We start from the raw sequence: 20700 nt of genomic DNA, 5'->3' as shown, positions 1-20700 counted from the left end.
TGCAATCGTAGACGCCGGGTGGGAGGCAGGCGGAGATGGGAGCACGCGTTTCCGACAGCAGCGAGCGGGCGATCGCGCATCTCGGTGAGCTGGTCGACGCCGCCGCGATCGCGCCCGAGCACTGGCAGGAGGTCTGCCGCAGCTTCCAGGACATCCTCCCGGACGCGCGCGTCCTCATGCAGGGATATGATGCCGCGGCGCCCTATGCCATGCCGCTGGCCGGCGCCGGCTGGGAGGACGTCGATTTCGAGATCTACTTCGACCACTACGCCGCGCTCAATCCCTGGACCCCGGCCTGGACCGATCTGCCGATCCTGCGCAGCACGCTAGCGGACGCGGTATTGCCGCGCCGCATCCTCGAGCAAACCGAATTCTACAACGACTGGATCAAGCCGATGGGCGGGGCCGACGCGGCCAGCGGCATCAAGATCGTCCAGGACCGGTCGCGGATGGCTACGCTCTGCGTGCACTATGACCGGCGGCGCGCGGAGCAGAGCCACGAAGCGCTCGTGCCGATCTTCCAGGCGCTGGCTCCGAAGATGCGGCGTGCGCTCGACTGCAATCGCGCTGTGATGCGCAATAATCATTCGATGCTCGGGGACTCGCTGATGCGCAATCTCATCGATCCCGCGCTGGTGCTGGACACTGATTGCCGCGTCCTCGACCTCAATGCCGCGGCCCAGGATCTCAGCGAAAGCGGCCGGTCCCTGCGCGTCACCGCCGGCGACAGGCTGGTGCTCGGCGATGCCGAGGCGCAGGCGAAGCTCGCCCTTGCAGTGGCAGCCGTCTGCTCGCGCCGGCTGGGTTCGATCGGCCGTCACGACATCTCGTTCCGGCAGGGACCGGAACGGCTTTCCTTCTCCGTATTGCCGGTCGCGCAGAACCTGCGGGATTATGCGTTCGGCGGGCCGGCCAGCCTGTTCATCCCCGGCACGATCGCACTCGTCATCATCCGGCGGGAGCTGGTCGACTCCAGCATCGAGCTGGACGCGCTCAGGCAGCGCTTCGACCTGAGCCTGCAGGAGGCGCGCATCGCGCTTGCCCTGCGCGAGGGCGGCACGGTCGCCGAGATCGCCATGCGCATGGGCATCGCCTACGAGACTGCCCGTGTGCATCTCAAATCGGCCTTCGCCAAGACCGGCAGCCACAGGCAGCGCGAATTGCTGGCGCTGGTGCTCGACACGGCCGGTCCGCGCGGCTGACCCGAACGCGACGTGCGGCGCTTGCCCTCGGCGGCTTCAGACTTCGCGGCTCAGCGCCGCTTGATCTCGACCGAGAGCGCCTTGGGCTCCTCGAACTGGACCACCGGGAAGGCTGCGATGCCGCCACGGATCGCGTTCGGATTGAAGACCAGGCGGGTCGCCGTCGACTTCGAGGCCACCACGGCCGGGCCGGTTCCGCTCTGGAACTTCGCCTTGGCCGGCGCAACCGGGGCGAGCGCCAGCCCGCAGATGTCCTGGCCGTCGATCGCGACGCTCGTCATCTCGCCGATATCGACCGAAGCCTCGCTGTAACGCGGGCGCAGCTCGTAGATCTGGGCCTCGCAGGTGCTGCCGGCTGGTGCGGACAAGGTCACCAGCCTCGCCAGAGCGGAGCCTGTCATCGCGGCAGAGCCGCTTTGGGCGCCGGCATTCTGCTGCCCCAGGGAAGGCGCCGTCGTGCTTTGCTGATTGCCGGCCTGCTGACCGGTGCTCGGCTGCGTCGTCCCGCCGGTCCCGGGCTGGGTCAGCGTCGGCGGGGCCTGATAGGGGTCCTCGGTCGCGGTCCCGCGCGTCAGGTACCAGCCCGCGCCGGCAGCGCCGGCGACGAGCACCAGAGCCGCAGCAGCAATCACGGGCAGGCGCGAGGACGAGGAGGTCGAGGCCGACTTGTCGCCGAGCACCGAGCGGCGCGGCCGCGGCGCCTGTGGGCTCTTCAGCACATCGGCGATCGAGGGTTCGTCCCCAGCCGGACGCGGCTGGACCAGGGTCTGCTCCGGCTGCGCTGCAGCCATTTGCGCGGGCTGCGGCTGGGCAGGCTGCTCGGCGGTCTTGGGCTCGAACGGTTTCAGGGCCATCGAAGACGATCCCGGTGCGACCGGCCGTTCCGGCGCGGACGCCGCGGCCTGCGGTTCGAAGGAGCCGCTGCGCAGGAAGAGATCGATCGGCGCAGCGATGTCCGCGAGGGAAGAGACCACCACGATATGATGCGGCTGACCACCGAGAATCTTGCCAAGGATCGCCACAGTGCGCTCCGCCTCGTCGCCGCGTGGCACCAGCGCCAGCACCGGGGTTGCGCCGTGCTCGGCATCGGCGAAGAGATGGCGGCAGCGGTCGATCTTGGTGGTGAGGTGGTATTCCTGCTGGGTGACGCGCGCTTCGCTCGCCGTATCGGCGACGGAAAGGTCGATCGCGCCGGTGCCCCAGATCACGAGCTTGGCCTCGGACGCCTTGTGCGTCACCGCCTCGCCATGGGCGAGCGCGCAATGGGCAGCGAGCGTCGGCACCATCCAGCTCTTGCCCTGGTCGATCGCGCCGGAGGCGGCGAGGCGATAACTGCCGCCATCGGGCAGGCCGAGGATCTGGCGCAAGGGCTCGCCCGGACGCAGGAGATTGCTGTACTGCGTGCTCCAGGGCTCGCAGACCTCGGAGCTCTCGGTCGCCAGCACGACACGCGAGACCGGGACGCGTGCCGACCAGGCGAGCTTCTTCAGGATGATCGGCTGGTCGGTCGTCGGCACGACGACGAAGACACCGGAGCGCCTGACGTTCTGATCTCCCGCCATCATCTTCTCGCAGGCCCTGCCGTTCCCTCAGCCAGGCAAAAGCGCCGCTTGAGGCAGCGCTCCTGACGTTACTTACAGCAGATAAACGCCCGCGAGCGGGTTGGCGAGCATCAATCGCAAGAGGTCGCGCTCGGCATCCTGCCGCGGCAGGTCGATGACGATGTGCTTGTCGACCGGCGCCGGCAGCGGCAGGCGGACCACGCCCTCGATCGAGACGACCTCGATCATGGTCGGGGCGGGATCTGTCTCCGACAAGCACTGGATGACCAGAGCCGGCGGCGCATCGTCCTCCTCGATCACGTCGAGCTCGAACGAGCCGATGCGGCGGTGCGTGGCGCTGCTGTCATAGGCGGCAGCAGCAAGCTCGCTACGCGCCACGGCCTGGAAGGAGAGCAGGCGGCGATAGAGCCGCGCCGCTTCCGGATCGGTGCGTATGGCGCGCTCCGCGGCGAAATTGACGGGCTCGCCACGGACGCGGCGGGCATGCGCCCAAAGGTCGGCGCGGCTGATGCTCGCGGCAGCCGCCTCTTCCGGCTCGGCGCTCGCGAGCGCCGCCAGCACCAGGCGGGCCGTGGCGCGGCCGACGCGGGGGTCGTCTTCGAGCGGACCCTGGTTGAGGAACTCTGTCATGGCCGTTTCGATCGCCCTTGATAACGCTGCGAAAAGACGTCGGTGAACCGCGCCTCGTCGCTGGCGGCCTGGGCTACCAGGTCCGTCGTTTCGCCAAAGCGCTTCTGTTGCCTGTTGATCCGGTGCAGGGCTGCTGCGACCGTTCTCAGTGCTCCCCCATGCCTTGCGAAGATCAGCATCAGTTTCGCATCGTCGATGCGGAAACTGGCGCGGTCATGGCGCCAACGCCGCAACAGCTTCTGCCCCTCGGCCGTTGCAGCCTCGCTCTGCGGGCCCTCGATCGCCTCGAGCGCGTTGCCGATCAGCAGCAATTCGTCGAGCCGCTTGCCCAGCGCGGCAAGCGCCGCGCCGATACCGGCATAGTCGAACGCCTCCGGGCTCTGGTCGACCTGGCCGCGATTGGAGCCGGCGATGCGGCGGCTCGCCTCGACCAGCCGGTTCTCCCAAGGCGCGACGGCGCGCGAGCGCACCAGCGTCAGCGGCTGCTCATGGGCGAGCGGCAGGATGGCGAGTGCCCGGCCGATCGCTTCACGCTCCTCCTTGTTGAGGAATTTCGGCTCGGCAGGCAGGCGCATCAGCGCGGCGTAGACGCGCTCGCGCACGATGCCGTCCTCGTCCTCCTCTTCCGGCTCGTCGTCCTCTTCCTCGGGATCCTCCGGCTCGAGCTCGCCGAGGATCGTTTGATAATCGAGCCAGGCGATCAGCGCCTCCTCCGGATTCTCCGAGGGCTGACGCGCCATCAGCGTGTCCATCGAGGCCGGGGCGATGAAATCGCGGCGGCCGACGCTGGAGCGCTCCTCGCGCATGAGCGCGCTGAAGCGCTCGGCAAAGCGGGCGAAGCTCCAGGTCTCGCCATGCAGCAGGGCGAAGCTCCAGAGCGAGACGAGATCGTCCGGATCGAACTCGCGCTGGCGCTCGCGTCGGCCGGACGCGTTGAGGAAAGCCTCGCGCTGGCGGATCAGGTCGGCGAAGGCCAGCAGCGGCAGATGGCGCCGGCGCCAGGCTCGCATGAAGCGCGCCGGCTCCTGGACCGCCCGCTTCAGCCCGTCCTCGTCGAAGGCCGACAGGGCGAAGACGGCATCGAGCGCAGTGCGCAAGGCCGCAAGGCCGCCCTCGGAGCGCTCATCGGCCTCGGCCGCGAAGAGGAAGTCGGCGAGGCCGAGCGCACGTCTGATCCGGCTCCAGGAGAAGGAGCGGCTCTTCGCCTCCTCCTTGCCGCCATAGGACAGGACGATCTCGGTCGCCGACGCCTCGATGGTGGCCCCGGCGAATGTGGTGCGGACCGGCCCCTCCTGGCGCAGTGGCCGCAGCAGGATGCCGCTCTCGTCGAGCATGCAGCCGATGGCGGCGTCCCGGGCCGGCATGCGCGGGCCCGCGGTCAGCGCGCCGAGCGAGAACAGCACCTGCAGCATGTCCCAGAGTGGCAGGTCGGCATTCTCCGAGCCGCCACCCGTGATCGCGAGAACGAACTTCTCTGTGTCCCGCGCAGAGAACCGGCGCGAAGACGCGATCGTGCTGATCTCCGCGACCCGTGCCGGGTCAATGCCCCAATCCATGTCTCAAATATCCGCATCCGACACCGGTCGGCTGCTACGAACGGAACCCTGCCCATTCCGCTCGTGCCAGACCGGCGCATATTGCTGCCACAATTAAAGTAACAAGCCGCCCGGTCGATGTCGACCGGGCGGCATTTTCGTATGGGAGGGCCGGGATTTATGGTTACCCGGACGCCCTTTTCAATCAGCGGGTGGCGACCTTGCTGACCACCAGACGGTTGCCGGAGAAGGTGACCTGACCGTTCAGACCGACCAGTTCCAGCATCAGGCGGAAATTGCGGGTCAGCCGAGCCGAGTCGGCCGAGGTCGAGTAGAAGAAATCGGCCGAGGTCGAGGTCATCTGCGTGGCGCGATGGGCGCGGTAGCAGCCCCAGCGGACGAACTCGCTCTCGACCCGATCGACTTCCGTGGCGGTGAAATCGCGCAGCTGGATCACGTAGTCGGTCGGCAGGCTGTTGCAGCCGTCGCCACCAGCCGCGACCGGAGCCGCACCGCCGCCAGCGCCACCGCCAAGCACGATGCCGTCCTTGCCGACCGCAGCCGCACCGCCGCTCGGGCGGGCAAAGCCTTCGAGCTTCTGGGCGATCGCGGCGCCGAGATCGGCGGCAAGAACGCGGGAGTGGGTGCCGACGGTCTCGAGCAGGCACTCGGCGCTGCAGGGATTCGGCAAAGCGGGCAGCTGGAAGCCGCCGACCTCGAAGGAGGCGATGAACTGGCCCGAGCGGACATTGAGCACGCGGCCGGCAATGCGGATCTCGGGGAAGCGGATGTCGGCTGCGACGGCGCGGCGGGCCGAGGCGTAGATCTGGTAGACGACCATGGCGTCGACCGGGGTCGAAACGGCACGGGCGATCTCGATCAGCTCGGCGTCGCGGCGACGGACCCGGGCGGTCTGGGTGATGCCGAGCGCCAGGCTGGTCTCGTCATAGACCTGGAAACCGCGAGTGTTGAGGTACTCCGAGAGCTGGAGCTGGACCCGGTTGAAGATGCGGTTGTTGCGCGGAACCGTATCCGGATCGGCGTCATCCGACATCACCAGGAGGTTGATGCGGGAATTCGGCGATTGAGCCTGGGCGACGGCTGCGAAGGACAGCAGCAGCGCGAAGCCGAGCATGAGACGCTTGAACAAGGCCATGACAGTGCCCCCTGAGGCAAATGGTTGTTTCGGGAAGACGGTAGAAACTCAGCCGGTGATGGCGATGACTTCAACGCGGCGATTGACAGGCGAATAAGGGCTGCGCGGACTGCGCAGCATGTCAGGGCCGAAGCCGTGGGCGACAAGGCGGCTCGGACCGATCTCACCATAGGAGACCAGCCAGTCACGCACCGCGGCGGCCCGCTCCTGCGAGAGCTCGACATTGTAGTCGTAGCCGCCCTCGGCGCTGGTGTGGCCGGCAATCAGAAAGCGCTGGTCGAGCAGGATCGGATCGCGCAACGCCAAGGCAAGCCGCATCAGCGTGGCTTCCGCGCCGCGGCGCAGTGACGCCGAGTCATTGTCGAAGAAAACGGTGACCTCGACGCGGCGGGTCAGATCGATCACCACGTCCTGGCCGTAGCCGCGGGGATGAACCCGGCGCGGCACCGGCGCGACGCGGCGGACCACGACCCTGCCGCCACCACTTGCGCCACCACCTGAGCGACCCGGCACCCGATCATGCGGCGCCAGCGAACGCAGGATGTTGGTCGCGCCCTGATCGGTCTGCGCCAATGCAGGAACGGCACTGAGCAGCGGCAGCGAAAAGATGAATCCGCCGAGCGCACGGCGGGACATCATCTGCGGAAGCTCGCTGTTGTCCTTGCGCTCATCTGCGTTCTTCATAGCCAGACCCCCTGTTTACCCTCTCTTCGCATAGTCCAGTAGCCTCGACAATGCGACGTCCCGGTCGGGTGAAAGCGGGTCGCAGCAATGGCGTTGCCCGAGCTTTGCCACTGTTTGCCGGATTTTCGCGTCGAGCCGCATTTTTTCCTGAACAGTGAATGAATGTGGCCTCCCCACGCGCGCGCGTTCGACATCCACGCACCGCCGTTGCGCAGGCATTCGCGAAACCGGCTCAGGGGTCGCCAAGGGCAGGGCAACGTGCCCAGTGCACACCCGTTCATGAGGAGACCCGCCATGGGCTTCCAGCTCGACCAGACCGTCCGCCAGCGCGCCAGCCGCTTGCGCATCGCCGTCGCCGCAGTCGCCGTCATCGTCTCGGCCGGCACCGGCTTTGCCCAGACCGACGGTGGTAACCCGGATGCACCGAAGGTCGCAGAGCGGCCGCAGTCGCTGAAGCTGGAGTTCTCCTCGCGTACGGTTTCGCTCGGCGTCGCCCAGGCGGCTCGCGAGATCATGACGACGCGCCAGATCGCCTTCGCGCCCGGCAGCTGGGAGGTCACCTCCGAGGCGCGCCGCGCCATCACCCAGCTGCGCGACGTCTTCCGCGGCAACGCCCCGAAAGGCGCGCCCTTCGTCATCCTGGTCTCGGGCGGCGACGAGGTGGTCAATTACCGCCGCGCCCGCGCGCTCCGCACCCAGCTGATCGAAATGCAGCTCGAGGACGCCGCCAAGGTGGCGATCGCCGCCCGCGCGACCGGCGAGGGCCAGGCCAATGACGACGGCAAGGCGCGTGTCGACCTCGTCCCGCTCGACCCGGCCCGCTGCGGCGGCTGCGGCGATGTCCCCTTCCGCACGCTCGTCCTCGACACCGGCGTCCAGAAGCTGGTGCGCGCCAGCGCCGAGGACGTGGTCGTCCCGGCCTCGCAGGTCGCCGGCAAGGACACCACCGATGTCGCCGCCGCGCCCGTGCCGCCGGTGCGCCAGCAGGCCACCGAAAAGGCGCCGCAGCGCGCCCAGGCACCGCGCGTGGTGGCCCAGAGGCCAGCGCTCGATCGCCCGGCGGAGCCGCGCTATGACGGCCGCACCGTCTGGGCCGATCCCGACGACTACGGCCAGCAGCGCCGCCGCATCAGCCGCAGCGTCAATCGCGGTGGCTGCCAGATGCCGGACATCGTCATCGACGACTACTATCCGGGCGGCCCGCTCGTCGGCTGCGACGGCAGCTACGGACCGCGCCCGCGCTGGTAAAGCCTGGGATTGATTCAGAGCCGCCCCGGCGAGCACAGCTCCGCCGGGGCGGCTCTATCTGCATTGGTTTCGGGTAATTGCGGAGGCGAAACCGCTCCGCACTTTGCTGGAATTGCTCAGACGATCTGATTGAGCAATGCGGCCTCGCCGCGCTCGAGCCGGCCGAGATTGTCGAGCAGGATGTCGACGACATTGCTCTCATAGGCGCGGGTCTCGCCCGCGCTGTGCGGCGTCAGCAGCACCTGCGGCATTCCCCAGAGCGGCGAGCCTGCCGGCAAAGGCTCCTCGTAGACGCAGTCGATGCCGGCGCCGGCGATGCGACCGGCATCGAGCGCGGCGATCATCGCCGGCTCGTCGACGACGCGGCCCCGCGCGACATTGATCAGGTAGGCGGACGGCTTCATCGCGGCGAGCGCGGCGGCGTCGATCAGCCCCTCCGTCTCCGGCGTCAGCGGGCAGGTCAAGGCGACGAAATCGGCCTGCGCGAGCGCAGCGTGCAACTCCGCCGGCGGCACGATCCGCTCGACATTCGGCTCCGAGCCCGACCGGCGGCGTACGCCGATGACGCGCATGCCGAAGGCAGAGGCGATCGCCGCTAGGCGCAAGCCGATGCGGCCGAGCCCGACGATGACGAGGGTGCGGCCGCCGAGCTCGTCCTCGCGGCGGGAGCGGTCGCTGATCATCGGCCGCCAGGAGGCCTTCGCCTGATTGTCGCGGGCGAGATGAAGCTGGCGCGCCAACGCCAGGATCAGCGAGATCGCGTGCTCGGCGACGGCGCGCTCATTGCCGCCCTGGGCGCTGGCGAGCCGGATGCCGGAAGCAGCCAGCTTTTGCTTGTCGAACTGGTCGGTGCCGGCGCTGACCGACTGGATGAAGCGCAGCTTGCTCAAGCCCTCCAGCATGTCGTTGCGCCAGAGGCCAGAGACGACCAGCACATCGGCCTCATGGGCGCGGGCCTTGAGATCATCGACTGTTCGGACCTCGAAGCTCGTCGCCGCGCCGTTGCGGGCGAGATACTCGTCGCGCAGCTGATAGGCCGCATGGGCGAAGCCGATGGTGAGGGCGGACTGCTTCGGCCAGGGCTGCATGCGTCTTGTCTCCGATCGCTGGAATCACCTGACGATAGCGTGGGTGCGTGGCTTCGTCCCGCTCTCGCCCGCATGCGCCTGCTGCGATGGCCGCGCAGCGGAACTCAGGCCGCTGCGAGCGCATCCGCCAGCCGGGTCCACGCGGCCGCGTCGCCCGGCAAGCCAAAGCGCAAGCGGGCCGGATCGTGCTGGAAGCGGCGGACATAGATCCCGGCTCGGCCGAGCCGCGCGAACAGAGCGGGCGCCTGCGATGTTTCGAGCAAGCGATAGAGCACGGTTCCGCCGACGACGCGGCCATGGCGGCTAAGGAGCGCATCGAGCCGCTTGCTGTCAGCCCCGCGCGCCTCGCCCGCTGCCGACAGCCAATCCCCATCGCCGAGCGCGGCAGCCCCGACATGCAGCGCCGGCCCCGCCACAGCCCACGGACCGAGCATCGCCTGGAGGGCATCGGTAAACCGCGTTTCGCCGACCGCGAAGCCGAGCCTCAGGCCAGCCAGCCCATAGGCCTTGCCGAAGGAACGCAGGACGAGGGCCCCTTCCGGCAAGATCGGCAGCAGGCTCATCTCAGGCGCGAAATCGGCGAAGGCTTCGTCGAGGACCAGCAGGCCGCCTCGCGTCGCGAGCACCCCGGCCAGCGCGACCAGGATCTGCTGCGCGACGATGCGCCCGTCCGGATTGTTCGGATTGACCAGCACCACGACGTTGGCGTCGCCGATCTCGGCAAGGTCGGTGATCTCGCGCACCGTCGCGCCCGTCTTGCGCCAGGCCGGTGCGTGCTCGCCATAGGTCGGCCCGAGCACGGCAACCTTCGCGGCCGGCACGAGGCGCGGCAGCAATTCGATCAGGATCTGCGTGCCGGGCGCCGCCATCACGCCGCTTTCCGGTTGAATGCGATAGGCTTTGCGGGCCGCCGCGAGCAGCGCCGCCTCCTCGATTTTCCCTGGCAGGTGCTGCCACAGGCTTAACGGCAGCTCCGGAAGCGGATAGGGGAGCGGGTTGATACCGGTCGAGAGATCGATCCAGGGTTTTGGCGCCTGTGGAAACAGCGCCTTGGCCGTGGCGAGATCGCCGCCATGCCAGATCGTCTCCTTCGTCTCCCCGGCCGCCATGTCGCTCTCCGAAAGTCTGCCGCTTCTCCTCGCCGCCCTCCTGATCGAGGTGGCGATCGGCTATCCGGCGCGCCTGTTCGCATGGATCGGCCATCCCGTCACCTGGATCGGCGCGCTGATCGCCTGGCTCGACCGCAGCCTCAACCGCGAGACTGCGAGCTTCGCGATGCGGCGGCTGGCCGGAATCGCCGCCTTGCTGCTCTTGCTCGGCGTGACGCTGGCCGCCGCACTGGCCCTCGTTGCGCTCTGCCGTCTCACCGGGCCGTTCGCCCTGCTGCCGCTGGCAATGTTGGCCTCGACCCTGCTGGCGCAGCGCAGCCTCCATGAGCACGTCGCCCGCGTCGCCGAAGGACTGGAACAGGGTGGGCTCACTGGGGGACGCAAGGCGGTTTCGATGATCGTCGGCCGCGATCCGGAGAGCCTCGACGAGGCCGGCGTGGCACGCGCCGCGATCGAGAGCCTGGCCGAGAATTTTTCCGACGGGATCGTCGCGCCGGCCTTCTGGCTCGGTGTCGGCGGCCTGCCGGGCGGCGCGCTCTACAAGGCGATCAACACCGCCGATTCGATGATCGGCCACAAGAACCCGCGCCATCTCGCCTTCGGCTGGGCCGCGGCGCGGCTCGACGACCTCGTCAACCTGCCGGCTTCGCGCTTTACGGCGCTGCTGCTCATTGCTGCGGCGGCGCTCGATCGAAATGCCGATGCCGGCGCGGCCTGCCGGGCTGTGCGTCGCGACGCCGGGCGCCACCGCTCACCCAATGCCGGCTGGCCGGAGGCGGCGACGGCGGGTGCGCTCGGGCTCCGCCTTGCCGGGCCGCGTGTCTATGGAGCGGCCAGGGTAGAGGATGGCTGGATGGGCGATGGCCGGGCGGAGGCAACCGCGGCGGATATCCGGCGGGCGCTTGGCCTCTATCGCCGCGCCTGCCTGCTGCTCTGGGGGTTGGCGGCATTGGGGGCGACTGTCGCCGTCATGGTCAGCGCGTAACCGTTATCGGTTACTCTCATCACAAAAAGAGCTACATTGCGGATCGGGAACAGACGGATCGCCGCCATGGGAACGCATGTCACGATCGATGACGACGTCGTCCGCGCCGCGGAAAAGCTGGCGCGCGAGCAAGATCGCCCGGTCGGAGAGGTGATCTCGGAACTGGCGCGCAGGTCGCTGCCAGCGGAGCAGCAGATCGTCTATCGCAACGGCATACCGTTGCTGCCCGAGCGGCCCGGCGTTCGCGTCACCATGGAACTCGTCAACGCGCTCCGCGACGAAGAGCCGTGACCTTCCTGCTCGACGTCAACGTGCTGATCGCGTTGATCGATCCGAGTCATGTGAACCATGCCGCGGCACATGGCTGGCTCACCCAGATCGCGCAAGATGGTTGGGCGACCTGCCCCATCGTCGAGAATGGCGTAATCCGCATACTGAGCCACTCGGCCTACCCGCTTCCCGACAGCGCCGGTTTTCCCGGCCGCGTCGCCAAAGTACTGCGCGAACTGCGCCGAGCTCCCGGATACACATTCTGGGCCGACGATCTCAGCCTGCTCGACATGGACCGCGTCGACCTCGATGCTATACTGAGTTCGCGGCACGTGACCGACACCTACCTCTTAGCCCTTGCCGTCAAGCATGGGGGCAAGCTCGCGACCTTCGACAGGCGACTGAAGCCCGACGCCGTCAAATCCGGCGCCGACGCGCTGCACATCATCGCGACCACCTGACGCGATCAGAACTCGATCCCTTCCTGCGCCTTCACACCGGCGGCGAAATGATGCTTCACCAGCGTCATTTCCGTCACAAGGTCAGCCGCCTCGATCAGCTCCGGCTTGGCGTTGCGGCCGGTGACGACGATGTGCAGATCCGGCCTGCGAGCGACCAGGGTCGCGACCACCTCGGCGAGCGGCAGGTAGTCGTAGCGCAGCGCGATGTTGAGCTCATCCAGCACCAATAGCCGGATGCCCTCATCGGCCATCAACTCCTTCGCCTTGTCGAAGGCGCGGTTGGCGGCGGCGATATCGCGGGCCTTGTCCTGCGTCTCCCAGGTGAAGCCCTCGCCCATCGAATGCCAGGAGACCTGGTCGCCGAAGGCGTCCAGCGCCTTGCGTTCGCCGGTCGACCAGGCGCCCTTGATGAACTGGACGACCCCGATGCCCCAACCATGGCCGAGCGCCCGCAAGATCAGGCCGAAGGCGGCGGTCGACTTGCCCTTGCCCGGACCGGTGTTGACGATCAGCAGGCCCTTTTCCAACGTCTTGCCGGCGACCTCGGCGTCCTGCACCGCCTTGCGCTTTTCCATCTTCGCCTTGTGGCGGGCGGCGTCCTCGGTCTCATCCGTCATCACTTCGCTCTTCTACTTCACCTGCATCGGCAATCCGGCGACCATGAAAACCACGCGCCCGGCCTGCGCCGCAAGGCGTTGATGCAGCCGGCCGGCCTCGTCGCGGAAGCGGCGGGCGAGCGCATTGTCCGGCACGATGCCGAGGCCGACCTCGTTCGAGACCAGCACGATCGACCCTTCTGCCTCGCGGCAGGCCGCGATGAGTTCGCCGGTCGCGATCGCAATGTCGCGCTCGGCGAGCAGGAGATTGGTCAGCCAGAGTGTCAGGCAATCGACCAGGATGGGTTGCCCGGACCGGGCATTGCGGATCGCCTCGGGCAGCGCCACCGGCGCATCGACCGTCTGCCAGTCGCGGGAACGGCGGGCGCGGTGCTCGGCGATGCGTGCCCGCATCTCGTCGTCATAGCCCTGGGCCGTGGCGATATAGGTCCAGGGCGCCGGCAACGCCTCGATCAGCGCCTCGGCATGCCGGCTCTTGCCGGAGCGGGCGCCGCCGAGGACGAGGGTGAGTGGGGAAAGAGTCATTTGGCAGTCTCCACGTCATGCTTCGGCTTGCGCCGCGCTCCGCCGGGAATGACGAGACTGCATTGCACAGCGACCACCGGATGGCTAATGATCATCGTGACGGTGCCTCGACAACGAGGTGAAAAGGGAACGCGGTGAAGGACCGCGGCTGCCCCCGCAACTGTAAGCGGCGCGTCCTGCGCCATCGGCCACTGGGTTTCCCGGGAAGGCGGAGCAGGACACCAAGCCGTGAGCCAGGAGACCTGCCGTCATTCGATGTCGTCCAGCAGGCTGCCGGTGGGGTGGCCAGGAGTGAGCCAATGAATACCGCAACCGTCACCAGCCAGGCCAGCGTCTCGGAACGGGCGAAAGCCGTCGCCGCAGCGCTGATCCTCGGCTTCGTGCTGATCTACACCGTCGGCTTCGCCGCCTCGTCCACTGTCCACAACGCGGCGCACGACACCCGTCACGGCCTCGCCTTCCCCTGTCATTGAGGGGAAGCACATGGTCACGCGTATTCTCACGGTCAGCATCCTGGCCGGGCTTTTGGCTGGACTGCTGATCTCGGCCCTCCAGCACGTCACCACCACCCCGCTGATCCTCAAGGCCGAGACCTATGAGGCGGCATTGCGCACACAGGGCGCACCGATGCAGGCCGCCTTTGATGGGCAGGCACGCATCATTCTCGCCCATAACGACCCGAAAGCCGGGGCAGAGCACACCGGCGAGCACGAATGGAAGCCGCAGGACGGCTTGCAGCGCACCGCCTTCACCAGCCTGGTGACGATCGCCACCGCGATCGGCTTCGCGGCGCTGCTGCTCGCCGGGATGATCGCGGCAAACGAGCAGATCGACCAGCGCCGGGCCTTGGCCTGGGCGGTGTGCGGCTTCTTCGCCTTCGGACTCGCCCCGGCGATGGGACTGGCGCCGGAGTTGCCGGGCTCCGCCGCAGCCGAGCTGCAACAGCGCCAGCTCTGGTGGCTGCTGACGGCCGTGGTCACCGCTGGGTCGCTCTTCGTCTTCCTGCGGGTCGAGGCCTCCTGGGCGCGGGCGCTCGCCGTGCTGGCCCTGCTGCTGCCGCACCTGATCGGCGCACCGCATCCGGTAGCGCCGGAGAGCAAGGTGCCGGCCGAGATCGCCGCGCATTTCGCCGCGCTGTCGCTCGCCATCCAGGCCGCGCTCTGGCTCGCCACCGGCTTTGCGGTTGGCGTGCTCTGGCCCTGGGCAACTCGCCGTAGCGCCGCGACGGCCGCGGCCTGACGCCTCGCACGGCCGGCGACGGCCGCGCCAATCCACGAGCATGGTCCGCAAAAGTGGACACCATTTTTGCGATCAGAACATGCGCAACTTTTGATTTTGCGCGAATTCTTATCGTTCGACCGTTCCGGTCGAACGGAAAGCGCGCAAGGAGGCGTTTCATGCTCGAAGGCGATCTCGCTTTCGCGACGGAAGCCCGGCTGGAGCCGGGCTGCACCATCCATGTTTGCACCGTCTGCCGGCGCCAGCGCGAGGACCTGCCGGAGGGTTACGACCAGCCCGGCATCGGCCTAGCAGCGGCGCTCTCCGAGCGTATGGCCGGCAGCGGCATCGCCGTCGTCCCGGTCGAGTGCCTCGCCGTCTGCAAGCGGCCCTGCACGGTCGCGCTCACGGCCGACGGCAAATGGACCTATCTGATCGGCGATCTCGACGCCGGTCTTCATCTCGACGAGATCGTCGGCGCGGCGGAGAGTTTTGCCGCCAGCGCCAACGGCATCGTTCCCTGGAAAGAAAGACCCGTCTCGTTCCGCAAGGGCGTGGTCGCGCGCGTGCCACCATTGCCGCGCACACAAGGATCAAACGAATGAACGCTCCGCAGAACCCCGCGCTCGGCAAGGTGCCGTGCACGATCATCACCGGCTTCCTCGGCGCCGGTAAGACCACCCTCGTTCGCCATCTGCTCGAGAACGCCGGCGGCAAGCGCCTCGCCGTGCTGGTCAACGAGTTCGGCGATCTCGGTTTCGACGGCTCCTTCATCGCCGGCTGCGGCATCGAGGGCTGCACGCAGGACAACATCGTCGAATTGCCGAATGGCTGCATCTGCTGCACCGTCGCCGATGATTTCGTGCCGGCGCTGGAGAAGCTGCTGAACCGGCCGAACCCGCCCGAGCACATCCTGATCGAGACCTCGGGGCTCGCCTTGCCGAAGCCACTGGTCAAGGCCTTCAACTGGCCGGCGATCCGCAGCCGGGTCACCGTCGACGGCGTCATCGCCGTGGTCGACGGACCGGCGGTGGCCGAAGGCCAGTTCGCGGATGATCCCGAGGCGCTGAAGGCGCAAGCGGCGCAGGACCAGGCGGTCGACCACGACAATCCGCTCGAGGAGGTGTTCGAGGACCAGATCCTCTGCGCCGACCTGATCCTGCTCAACAAGAGCGACCTCGTCGACGCCGCCGGTCGCGAGCGGGTCAAGGCCGAGATCGCGCAGCATCTGCCCAAGGCGATCAAGGTGGTCGAGACGGCCCATGGCAGGGTCGAGCCGGCGCTGATCATCGGCCTTGGGGCCGCAGCCGAGGCCGATCTGGCGGCCCGCCCCTCGCATCACGGCGAGGGCGAGGACCATGACCATGACGATTTCGACAGCGTCGCACTGCCGCTGCCGCAGGCGGCCACGCCGGAAGAGCTCGTCGCGCGCGTCGCCAAGGCGGCCGAGGCCGAAGGCGTGCTCCGCCTCAAGGGCTTCGCCGGCATTCCCGGCAAGCCGATGCGGCTCGTCGTGCAGGGCGTCGGCCGGCGCATCGGCCATCATTACGACCGGGCCTGGGGGGCGGACGAAGCACGCGACGGCCGTCTCGTGGTGATCGGCCTCAAGGGCTTCGACCGTGCCGCCGTGGAAGCGGCGCTCGCCGGATAATGCGATGCACCTTCTCCCGACCAGCGAGGTGAGGCTCGACGACGGCGAAGACGCCGTCGATCTCGCTCTGCCGCCGGGAGACCTCGTCGTCCTCTCCTTCAGCGACAGCGATCTCTCGGCGCTGGCGGCGGCTGCGCCCGATAGCGGGCTGGGCCTCCGCCTCGTTCCGCTCCGGCGTTTCAGGCACCCGCTCTCGATCGACCTCCTGATCGAGAACACGCTCGCCGGCTCGCGCTTCGTGCTGCTGCGCTGCCTCGGCGGGCTCGATTATCTGCGCTATGGCGTCGAGCAAATCGCCAGTGCCTGCCGGCAGCATGGCGTGGCGCTGGCGGTGCTGCCGGGCGATGATCGCGAGGACGAGCGGCTCGCTGGTTACGGCACGGTGCCGCTGGGTTTTGCGGCGGACTTGCTCGGCTATTTCCATGCCGGCGGCGGTGCCGAGAACATGCGGCGGCTGCTGGGGCGGGTGGACGCCTATCTGCAAGCGCAGTGCGACCCCTCATCCCCCTGCCAGTGGCTCGGCGAAGCCGAGACGGATGAGGGGTCGCAAGACGCTTCCGACCTCACCCCTGTCCCACTCCCAACCCTCTTCGCTCTTGGCCCCAACGCCACGCCCCTATCCTGGCGCGACGCACTCACCGCCTTGCCGGCAGAGGCATCGCTCGTCCCCATCCTCGTCTACCGCTCCGGTGTCGCTGCCGGCGACACGGCGATGGTCGAAGCGATCGCAGCGGCTCTCGCCGAGCGGGGCCTCCGCCCCCTGTCGCTCGCCCTGACCAGCCTCAAGGACGCAAGCGTCGCCAGCGAACTTGCCGCCCTGATCGCGACGCGCAAGCCGGCGCTGATCGTCACCACCACCGCATTCTCGGCCCGCGACGGCACCGATTTCGTGCTCGACGCCGCCGACTCCCCGATCCTGCAGGCTGTGCCCGTCGGCAGCGCCCGCGAAGCCTGGGCGGAATCGCCGCGCGGGCTCTCTGCCGCCGACCTAGCCATGCAGGCGGCGCTGCCGGAGTTCGACGGCCGGCTCGGCGCCATCCCCGTCGCCTTCAAGGAGGAGGTCAGCGACCCGGTGACCGGCCTGATGCTGCGGCGGCTAGCTCCCGATGCCGAGGGCATCGCCGCGCTCGCCGACTTCGCGGCGAACTGGGTCGCGCTCGGTCGCAAGCCGCAGAGCGACCGGCAAATCGCGCTGGTGATGTCGGACTATCCCGCCCGCGGCGGCCGCGCCGGTTTCGCCGTCGGCCTCGACACGCCGGCAAGCGCGCTGGCGATCCGGGAGCTGCTGCGAGACGCAGGATATGAAGTCGGCAGCAATGCGACCATCCCTCACAGCCCTCATCCTGAGGAGCCGCGCAGCGGCGTCTCGAAGGATGATCCAGCACGCTCTGGAGCATCCTTCGAGACGCGGCCTTCGGCCGCTCCTCAGGATGAGGGCTGGAAATTGATGCATGCCCTCACCGAGGGCCCGGCTGACTTCGCTGTCCCGCTCGCCAGCTACCGCGCCTGGCTCGTCGCCATCCCGGCCGACGCCCGCGAAACCCTGCTCGCGAGCCACGGCCAACCCGAAGCCGACCCAGCCTGCGACGGCGAAGCCTTCCGCTTCCGGACCGTGCAATGGGGTCATCTCACCATCGCGCTGCAGCCCCCTCGGGACGTCTCGCCCGACCGCAAGGCACGCTATCACGATCCCGACGCGCCGCCGGGCCATGCCTATCTCGCCTTCTATCTCGGCCTGCGCGAGGTCCTGCGCGCCGATGCGCTGATCCATCTTGGCACCCATGGCACGACCGAATGGCTGCCCGGCAAGGCGGTGGCGCTCTCGGCCGCCTGCTGGCCGCGGCTCGCGATCGGCGCTCTGCCGGTGATCTACCCCTATGTCGTCGACGATCCCGGTGAGGCGGCGCCGGCCAAGCGCCGACTCTCGGCCCTGACGCTCGGCCATCTGCCGCCACCGCTGGCTGCGCATGACGCTGCCGGCGAGACGGCGCTGCTGCGCGATCTCGTCGAGGAGTATTCGCAGGCGCAGCTGCTCGATCCCCGCCGGGCGGAGCTGGTTGCTCGCGAAATCCGCGACCGTGCCGAGGCGAGCGGCCTCGCTGCAGCCTGCGGTGTCACGCCCGATCAGGACATGCCGAGCGCGCTCGCCGCGCTCGACGCCCATCTCTGCGATCTCGCCGAGACCGCCTTTCGCGACGGTTTGCACATCTTCGGCAGCTCCAAGGCCGACCCGGCCTCAGCCGAAAACGAGCGCCGCAACCTGCTGAAAGCGCTGGATGCCGGCTTCGTCCCGCCCGGCCCGGCCGGCGCGCCGCATCGCGGCCGGCCCGACGTGCTGCCGAGCGGGCGCAACCTCTCGACGCTCGACCCGCGCGCCCTGCCGACCCGCTCGGCCGCAAAGCTCGGCGCCAGGGCGGCGCAGGCGATCATCGCTAGGCATCTCCAGGACGAGGGCGATTACCCCCGCCGGATCGTCATGGACCTCTGGGCCTCGCCCACCCTGCGCTCGGGCGGCGAGGATATCACCCATGCCTTGCATCTGATGGGTGCCGAACCGCTCTGGGACCATGGCTCGACCCGCGTCACCGGCTTTGCGATCATCCCGCAGGCGAAGCTTTCCGCGCCGCGCGCCGACGTCACCATCCGCATCTCCGGCGCCTTCCGTGACACCTTCCCGGCGCAGATCGCTTTGCTCGATGCAGCCACGCACGCCGTCGCCGCGCTCGACGAGCCGGAGGAGTGGAACGAGCCCGCCGCCGCCCGCCGCAGGGGCGAGACGGGCGCCCGCATCTTCGGCGCAGCGCCCGGCCGCTATGGCGCCGCCATGGCCGACCGGGCGCTCGACGGCGACTGGCGGACACGCAGCGAACTCGGCGAGGCCTATCTCGCCGCCACCAGCCATGCCTATGGCGGGCCGGATGGCTCAGCCTCGCCCGATGAGAGCTTCTCGACGCGCGTCGCCGAGGCACAGGCCTTCGTCCATGTCAGTGACACCGCCGGACGCGACATCATCGAGGCGACCAGCGCCGCCGATGTGATCGGCGGTTTCGTCGCGGCGATGCAAGCTGAAGGCGGCAAGGCCGCGCTCTACAGCCTCGACACCTCCGACCCCGAAAAGCCCAAAGCACGCACCCTTTCCGAGGACGTCTCGCGCATCGTCCATGGCAGGCTTTGCCATTCCAAATGGATCGCGAGCCATCTCGCCCATGGCTGGCGTGGCGCGGCCGAACTGGCGGAGGCGGTCGATGCGCTCTTCGTCTATGCGGCTGCTACGGATGCCGTCTCGGACGGCCTGTTCGATGCGGTGTTCCAGGCCTATTGCGGCGATGCAGTCGTCTGGCAGGCTCTGGAGCAGGCGAATGCGCCGGCCGCCGCCTCGATCCGGGCGCGCCTCGCCGAGGCGCAGGAGCGCGGGCTCTGGCGCAGCCGGCTGAACTCGGCTGCAATGCTCGCAGAGCAGGAGGCCGCCGAATGAGCGCCTCGGCCCGCGAGACGATGCGGCGCGGCTGGTGCCCCGGCACCTTGCGGCCGATGCTGACCGGCGACGGCCTGCTGGTGCGCCTTCATCCGCCGCGCAATGCACTGACACCGGGCCAGCTCGCTCATGTCGCAGAGCTCGCGAGCCGACACGGCAACGGCCAGATCGAGATCTCCGGCCGCGGCAATCTGCAACTGCGCGGCATCCGCGAGGATGCCCACCCGGCGCTGGTGGATGATCTGCTGGTTGCCGGTCTCGTCGACGAAGCCGACGGCGATGGCCCGAGCCGGCTTACGCTGACCTCGCCGCTCGCCGGCCGGGCGACTGACGAGTTGCTCGACGCTGCCGCGCTGGCAGATGCGGTGGAGCGAGCCGGTCGCGGCGTCACCGGCCTGCCGGCAAAATTCTCGATCGTTGTCGATGGTGGCGGCGCGCTGGCGCTCGACGGCTTCGCTGCCGATCTCAGGCTGCGGGCGGTTTCGGCCGAAACGGTCGTTTTCGGCCTGCCGGGTGAGTTCTGGCTCGGCCCGGCTGCGCCGCATGAAGTGGCGATGTACGCGGCTCATTTGCTCGACGGCTTCGTTGCCGCGAGCAAGGGGAGCTCCGGGAAAGTCCGCCGTATGCGCGATCTTTCTTCCGATGAGCTGACACAGCTGGCGACGCTGTCCGGACTCAGACCGCTGCCGGCTCCGGCCTCCCGACCGAAGCCGGCTTCCTCCGGCCTCGTCGCCGAGCGAGACGACAGGGTCGCCCTGCTGGCGGGATTGCCCTTCGGCCGGACCGATACCGCAGGGTTGCGCCGCCTGGGCGAACTCGCCCGCAATGCCGGCCTCCGCGAGATCAGGGTATCCCCCTGGCGCGGCCTCGCCTTCTGTGGCCTCTCGGCGGACGCCGCGAGCATCCTGCAGGAGGCCCTGCGCGATGAGGGCCTGATCGTCGAACCGAACGATCCACGCCTTGCCGTCTCGGCTTGCGCCGGTGCGCCGGCCTGCGCACGCGGGGAAGCAGCGACACTGGCCAATGCTGCGGTCCTCGCAGAAGCGATGACGCCAATGCTCGCGGGTGGCCTCAGTCTCCATGTCTCCGGCTGCGCCAAGTCCTGCGCCCATCCCGGCATCGCCGACCTCACGCTGGTCGGCAGTGGCGGAGGCTACAACGTGATCGTCGGCGGAAGCACCGGCGACGCCGCCATCGCCCATCTTTCGCTGGGAGAACTTGTGCGCCGGCTCGAACCGGGTCAGGACATCCGCGCGCGGCTGGAAGCGGCGCAGCACTAGAAGC

General features: G+C 68.7%; 20 protein-coding genes and 1 riboswitch. Of the genes, 11 read left to right on the top strand and 9 right to left on the bottom strand.

What is annotated here, in order from left to right:
- The first annotated feature begins 35 nt into the window (after positions 1–35).
- Entirely contained in the window at positions 36–1202 is a 1167-nt protein-coding gene (locus ASE66_RS08500; protein ID WP_057189184.1) for a helix-turn-helix transcriptional regulator, read from the top strand.
- Between the two features lie 50 nt (positions 1203–1252).
- Here the strand turns inward: ASE66_RS08500 and ASE66_RS08495 are convergent, their stop codons facing one another.
- The 5 genes from ASE66_RS08495 to ASE66_RS08475 form a co-directional block, all read right to left on the bottom strand.
- Positions 1253–2764, bottom strand: a complete 1512-nt coding sequence (locus ASE66_RS08495; protein ID WP_057189183.1) for a hypothetical protein — start codon at positions 2762–2764, stop codon at positions 1253–1255.
- Positions 2765–2836: 72 nt separating this feature from the next.
- Positions 2837–3394, bottom strand: a complete 558-nt coding sequence (locus ASE66_RS08490; RefSeq protein WP_057189182.1) for a hypothetical protein — start codon at positions 3392–3394, stop codon at positions 2837–2839.
- Positions 3391–4950, bottom strand: coding sequence for a hypothetical protein (locus ASE66_RS08485; protein WP_057189181.1), 1560 nt, complete (start codon positions 4948–4950; stop codon positions 3391–3393). The genes ASE66_RS08490 and ASE66_RS08485 overlap by 4 nt, the downstream gene beginning before the upstream one ends.
- A gap of 184 nt (positions 4951–5134) precedes the next feature.
- A complete protein-coding gene (locus tag ASE66_RS08480) occupies positions 5135–6085 on the bottom strand; it encodes a hypothetical protein (protein ID WP_057189180.1) in 951 nt (316 codons plus the stop codon).
- 48 nt (positions 6086–6133) lie between these two features.
- The gene (locus ASE66_RS08475) at positions 6134–6769 is read right to left on the bottom strand and encodes an OmpA family protein (protein ID WP_057189179.1); all 636 of its coding nucleotides are present in this window, start codon (positions 6767–6769) and stop codon (positions 6134–6136) included.
- A gap of 294 nt (positions 6770–7063) precedes the next feature.
- On the opposite strand from ASE66_RS08475, the gene ASE66_RS08470 reads away from it, so the two are divergent.
- The gene (locus ASE66_RS08470; RefSeq protein ID WP_057189178.1) at positions 7064–8017 is read left to right on the top strand and encodes a hypothetical protein; all 954 of its coding nucleotides are present in this window, start codon (positions 7064–7066) and stop codon (positions 8015–8017) included.
- Between the two features lie 116 nt (positions 8018–8133).
- On the opposite strand, the gene ASE66_RS08465 is transcribed toward ASE66_RS08470, so the two are convergent.
- Positions 8134–9105 (bottom strand): D-2-hydroxyacid dehydrogenase, encoded by a 972-nt coding sequence (locus ASE66_RS08465; protein WP_057189177.1) that lies wholly within the window; start codon positions 9103–9105, stop codon positions 8134–8136.
- 104 nt (positions 9106–9209) lie between these two features.
- On the bottom strand, positions 9210–10214 hold the full coding sequence (cobD, locus tag ASE66_RS08460; RefSeq protein ID WP_057189176.1) for a threonine-phosphate decarboxylase CobD: 1005 nt from the start codon (positions 10212–10214) through the stop codon (positions 9210–9212).
- Between cobD and cbiB the strand changes: the two genes are divergently transcribed.
- The 3 genes from cbiB to ASE66_RS08445 all read left to right on the top strand — a co-directional run bounded on the left by cbiB (position 10213) and on the right by ASE66_RS08445 (position 11930).
- On the top strand, positions 10213–11199 hold the full coding sequence (cbiB, locus tag ASE66_RS08455; RefSeq protein WP_057189175.1) for an adenosylcobinamide-phosphate synthase CbiB: 987 nt from the start codon (positions 10213–10215) through the stop codon (positions 11197–11199). The two genes, cobD and cbiB, sit on opposite strands and share 2 nt — an antisense overlap.
- 66 nt (positions 11200–11265) lie before the next feature.
- On the top strand, positions 11266–11490 hold the full coding sequence (locus tag ASE66_RS31980) for a hypothetical protein (RefSeq protein WP_057189174.1): 225 nt from the start codon (positions 11266–11268) through the stop codon (positions 11488–11490).
- The gene (locus tag ASE66_RS08445; protein WP_057189173.1) at positions 11487–11930 is read left to right on the top strand and encodes a TA system VapC family ribonuclease toxin; all 444 of its coding nucleotides are present in this window, start codon (positions 11487–11489) and stop codon (positions 11928–11930) included. The genes ASE66_RS31980 and ASE66_RS08445 overlap by 4 nt, the downstream gene beginning before the upstream one ends.
- A gap of 5 nt (positions 11931–11935) precedes the next feature.
- On the opposite strand, the gene cobO is transcribed toward ASE66_RS08445, so the two are convergent.
- Both cobO and cobU read right to left on the bottom strand, forming a co-directional pair.
- Positions 11936–12547, bottom strand: coding sequence for a cob(I)yrinic acid a,c-diamide adenosyltransferase (gene cobO, locus ASE66_RS08440; protein WP_057189172.1), 612 nt, complete (start codon positions 12545–12547; stop codon positions 11936–11938).
- A gap of 12 nt (positions 12548–12559) precedes the next feature.
- Entirely contained in the window at positions 12560–13072 is a 513-nt protein-coding gene (gene cobU / locus ASE66_RS08435; RefSeq protein ID WP_057189171.1) for a bifunctional adenosylcobinamide kinase/adenosylcobinamide-phosphate guanylyltransferase, read from the bottom strand.
- Positions 13073–13155: 83 nt separating this feature from the next.
- Positions 13156–13337, top strand: a riboswitch (cobalamin riboswitch).
- 34 nt (positions 13338–13371) lie between these two features.
- Between cobU and ASE66_RS31285 the strand changes: the two genes are divergently transcribed.
- The 6 genes from ASE66_RS31285 (at position 13372) to cobG (ending at position 20696) form a co-directional block, all read left to right on the top strand.
- Positions 13372–13545 carry a CbtB domain-containing protein gene (locus ASE66_RS31285; RefSeq protein WP_082613285.1) on the top strand — a complete coding sequence of 58 codons (174 nt, stop codon included), beginning with the start codon at positions 13372–13374 and terminating at the stop codon, positions 13543–13545.
- Between the two features lie 10 nt (positions 13546–13555).
- Complete coding sequence (locus ASE66_RS08430) at positions 13556–14311, top strand: CbtA family protein (RefSeq protein ID WP_057189170.1); 756 nt, start codon at positions 13556–13558, stop codon at positions 14309–14311.
- 158 nt (positions 14312–14469) lie between these two features.
- Positions 14470–14895, top strand: coding sequence for a DUF1636 family protein (locus ASE66_RS08425; protein WP_057189169.1), 426 nt, complete (start codon positions 14470–14472; stop codon positions 14893–14895).
- On the top strand, positions 14892–15941 hold the full coding sequence (gene cobW, locus ASE66_RS08420) for a cobalamin biosynthesis protein CobW (RefSeq protein ID WP_057189168.1): 1050 nt from the start codon (positions 14892–14894) through the stop codon (positions 15939–15941). Before ASE66_RS08425 ends, cobW begins: the two co-directional genes overlap by 4 nt.
- Positions 15942–15945: 4 nt before the next feature.
- On the top strand, positions 15946–19416 hold the full coding sequence (gene cobN / locus ASE66_RS08415; RefSeq protein WP_057189167.1) for a cobaltochelatase subunit CobN: 3471 nt from the start codon (positions 15946–15948) through the stop codon (positions 19414–19416).
- Positions 19413–20696: a precorrin-3B synthase gene (gene cobG / locus ASE66_RS08410; RefSeq protein WP_057189166.1), complete on the top strand. Its 1284-nt coding sequence runs from the start codon at positions 19413–19415 to the stop codon at positions 20694–20696. The genes cobN and cobG overlap by 4 nt, the downstream gene beginning before the upstream one ends.
- The last annotated feature ends 4 nt before the right edge of the window (positions 20697–20700 follow it).

It is taken from the genome of Allobosea sp. Root483D1 (assembly GCF_001429505.1).
In the GTDB taxonomy this organism is placed as follows: Bacteria; Pseudomonadota; Alphaproteobacteria; order Rhizobiales; family Beijerinckiaceae; genus Allobosea.
This window is presented reverse-complemented; position numbering and strand designations above follow the sequence as displayed.

What these genes read in the sequence shown, in the direction of transcription:
- ASE66_RS08500 (WP_057189184.1), top strand. Translation starts at nt 36, where the DNA reads ATGGGAGCACGCGTTTCCGACAGCAGCGAGCGGGCGATCGCGCATCTC.
- ASE66_RS08495 (WP_057189183.1), bottom strand. Translation starts at nt 2,764, where the DNA reads ATGGCGGGAGATCAGAACGTCAGGCGCTCCGGTGTCTTCGTCGTCGTG.
- ASE66_RS08490 (WP_057189182.1), bottom strand. Translation starts at nt 3,394, where the DNA reads ATGACAGAGTTCCTCAACCAGGGTCCGCTCGAAGACGACCCCCGCGTC.
- ASE66_RS08485 (WP_057189181.1), bottom strand. Translation starts at nt 4,950, where the DNA reads ATGGATTGGGGCATTGACCCGGCACGGGTCGCGGAGATCAGCACGATC.
- ASE66_RS08480 (WP_057189180.1), bottom strand. Translation starts at nt 6,085, where the DNA reads ATGGCCTTGTTCAAGCGTCTCATGCTCGGCTTCGCGCTGCTGCTGTCC.
- ASE66_RS08475 (WP_057189179.1), bottom strand. Translation starts at nt 6,769, where the DNA reads ATGAAGAACGCAGATGAGCGCAAGGACAACAGCGAGCTTCCGCAGATG.
- ASE66_RS08470 (WP_057189178.1), top strand. Translation starts at nt 7,064, where the DNA reads ATGGGCTTCCAGCTCGACCAGACCGTCCGCCAGCGCGCCAGCCGCTTG.
- ASE66_RS08465 (WP_057189177.1), bottom strand. Translation starts at nt 9,105, where the DNA reads ATGCAGCCCTGGCCGAAGCAGTCCGCCCTCACCATCGGCTTCGCCCAT.
- cbiB (WP_057189175.1), top strand. Translation starts at nt 10,213, where the DNA reads ATGTCGCTCTCCGAAAGTCTGCCGCTTCTCCTCGCCGCCCTCCTGATC.
- cobD (WP_057189176.1), bottom strand. Translation starts at nt 10,214, where the DNA reads ATGGCGGCCGGGGAGACGAAGGAGACGATCTGGCATGGCGGCGATCTC.
- ASE66_RS31980 (WP_057189174.1), top strand. Translation starts at nt 11,266, where the DNA reads ATGGGAACGCATGTCACGATCGATGACGACGTCGTCCGCGCCGCGGAA.
- cobO (WP_057189172.1), bottom strand. Translation starts at nt 12,547, where the DNA reads ATGACGGATGAGACCGAGGACGCCGCCCGCCACAAGGCGAAGATGGAA.
- cobU (WP_057189171.1), bottom strand. Translation starts at nt 13,072, where the DNA reads ATGACTCTTTCCCCACTCACCCTCGTCCTCGGCGGCGCCCGCTCCGGC.
- ASE66_RS31285 (WP_082613285.1), top strand. Translation starts at nt 13,372, where the DNA reads ATGAATACCGCAACCGTCACCAGCCAGGCCAGCGTCTCGGAACGGGCG.
- ASE66_RS08430 (WP_057189170.1), top strand. Translation starts at nt 13,556, where the DNA reads ATGGTCACGCGTATTCTCACGGTCAGCATCCTGGCCGGGCTTTTGGCT.
- ASE66_RS08425 (WP_057189169.1), top strand. Translation starts at nt 14,470, where the DNA reads ATGCTCGAAGGCGATCTCGCTTTCGCGACGGAAGCCCGGCTGGAGCCG.
- cobW (WP_057189168.1), top strand. Translation starts at nt 14,892, where the DNA reads ATGAACGCTCCGCAGAACCCCGCGCTCGGCAAGGTGCCGTGCACGATC.
- cobN (WP_057189167.1), top strand. Translation starts at nt 15,946, where the DNA reads ATGCACCTTCTCCCGACCAGCGAGGTGAGGCTCGACGACGGCGAAGAC.
- cobG (WP_057189166.1), top strand. Translation starts at nt 19,413, where the DNA reads ATGAGCGCCTCGGCCCGCGAGACGATGCGGCGCGGCTGGTGCCCCGGC.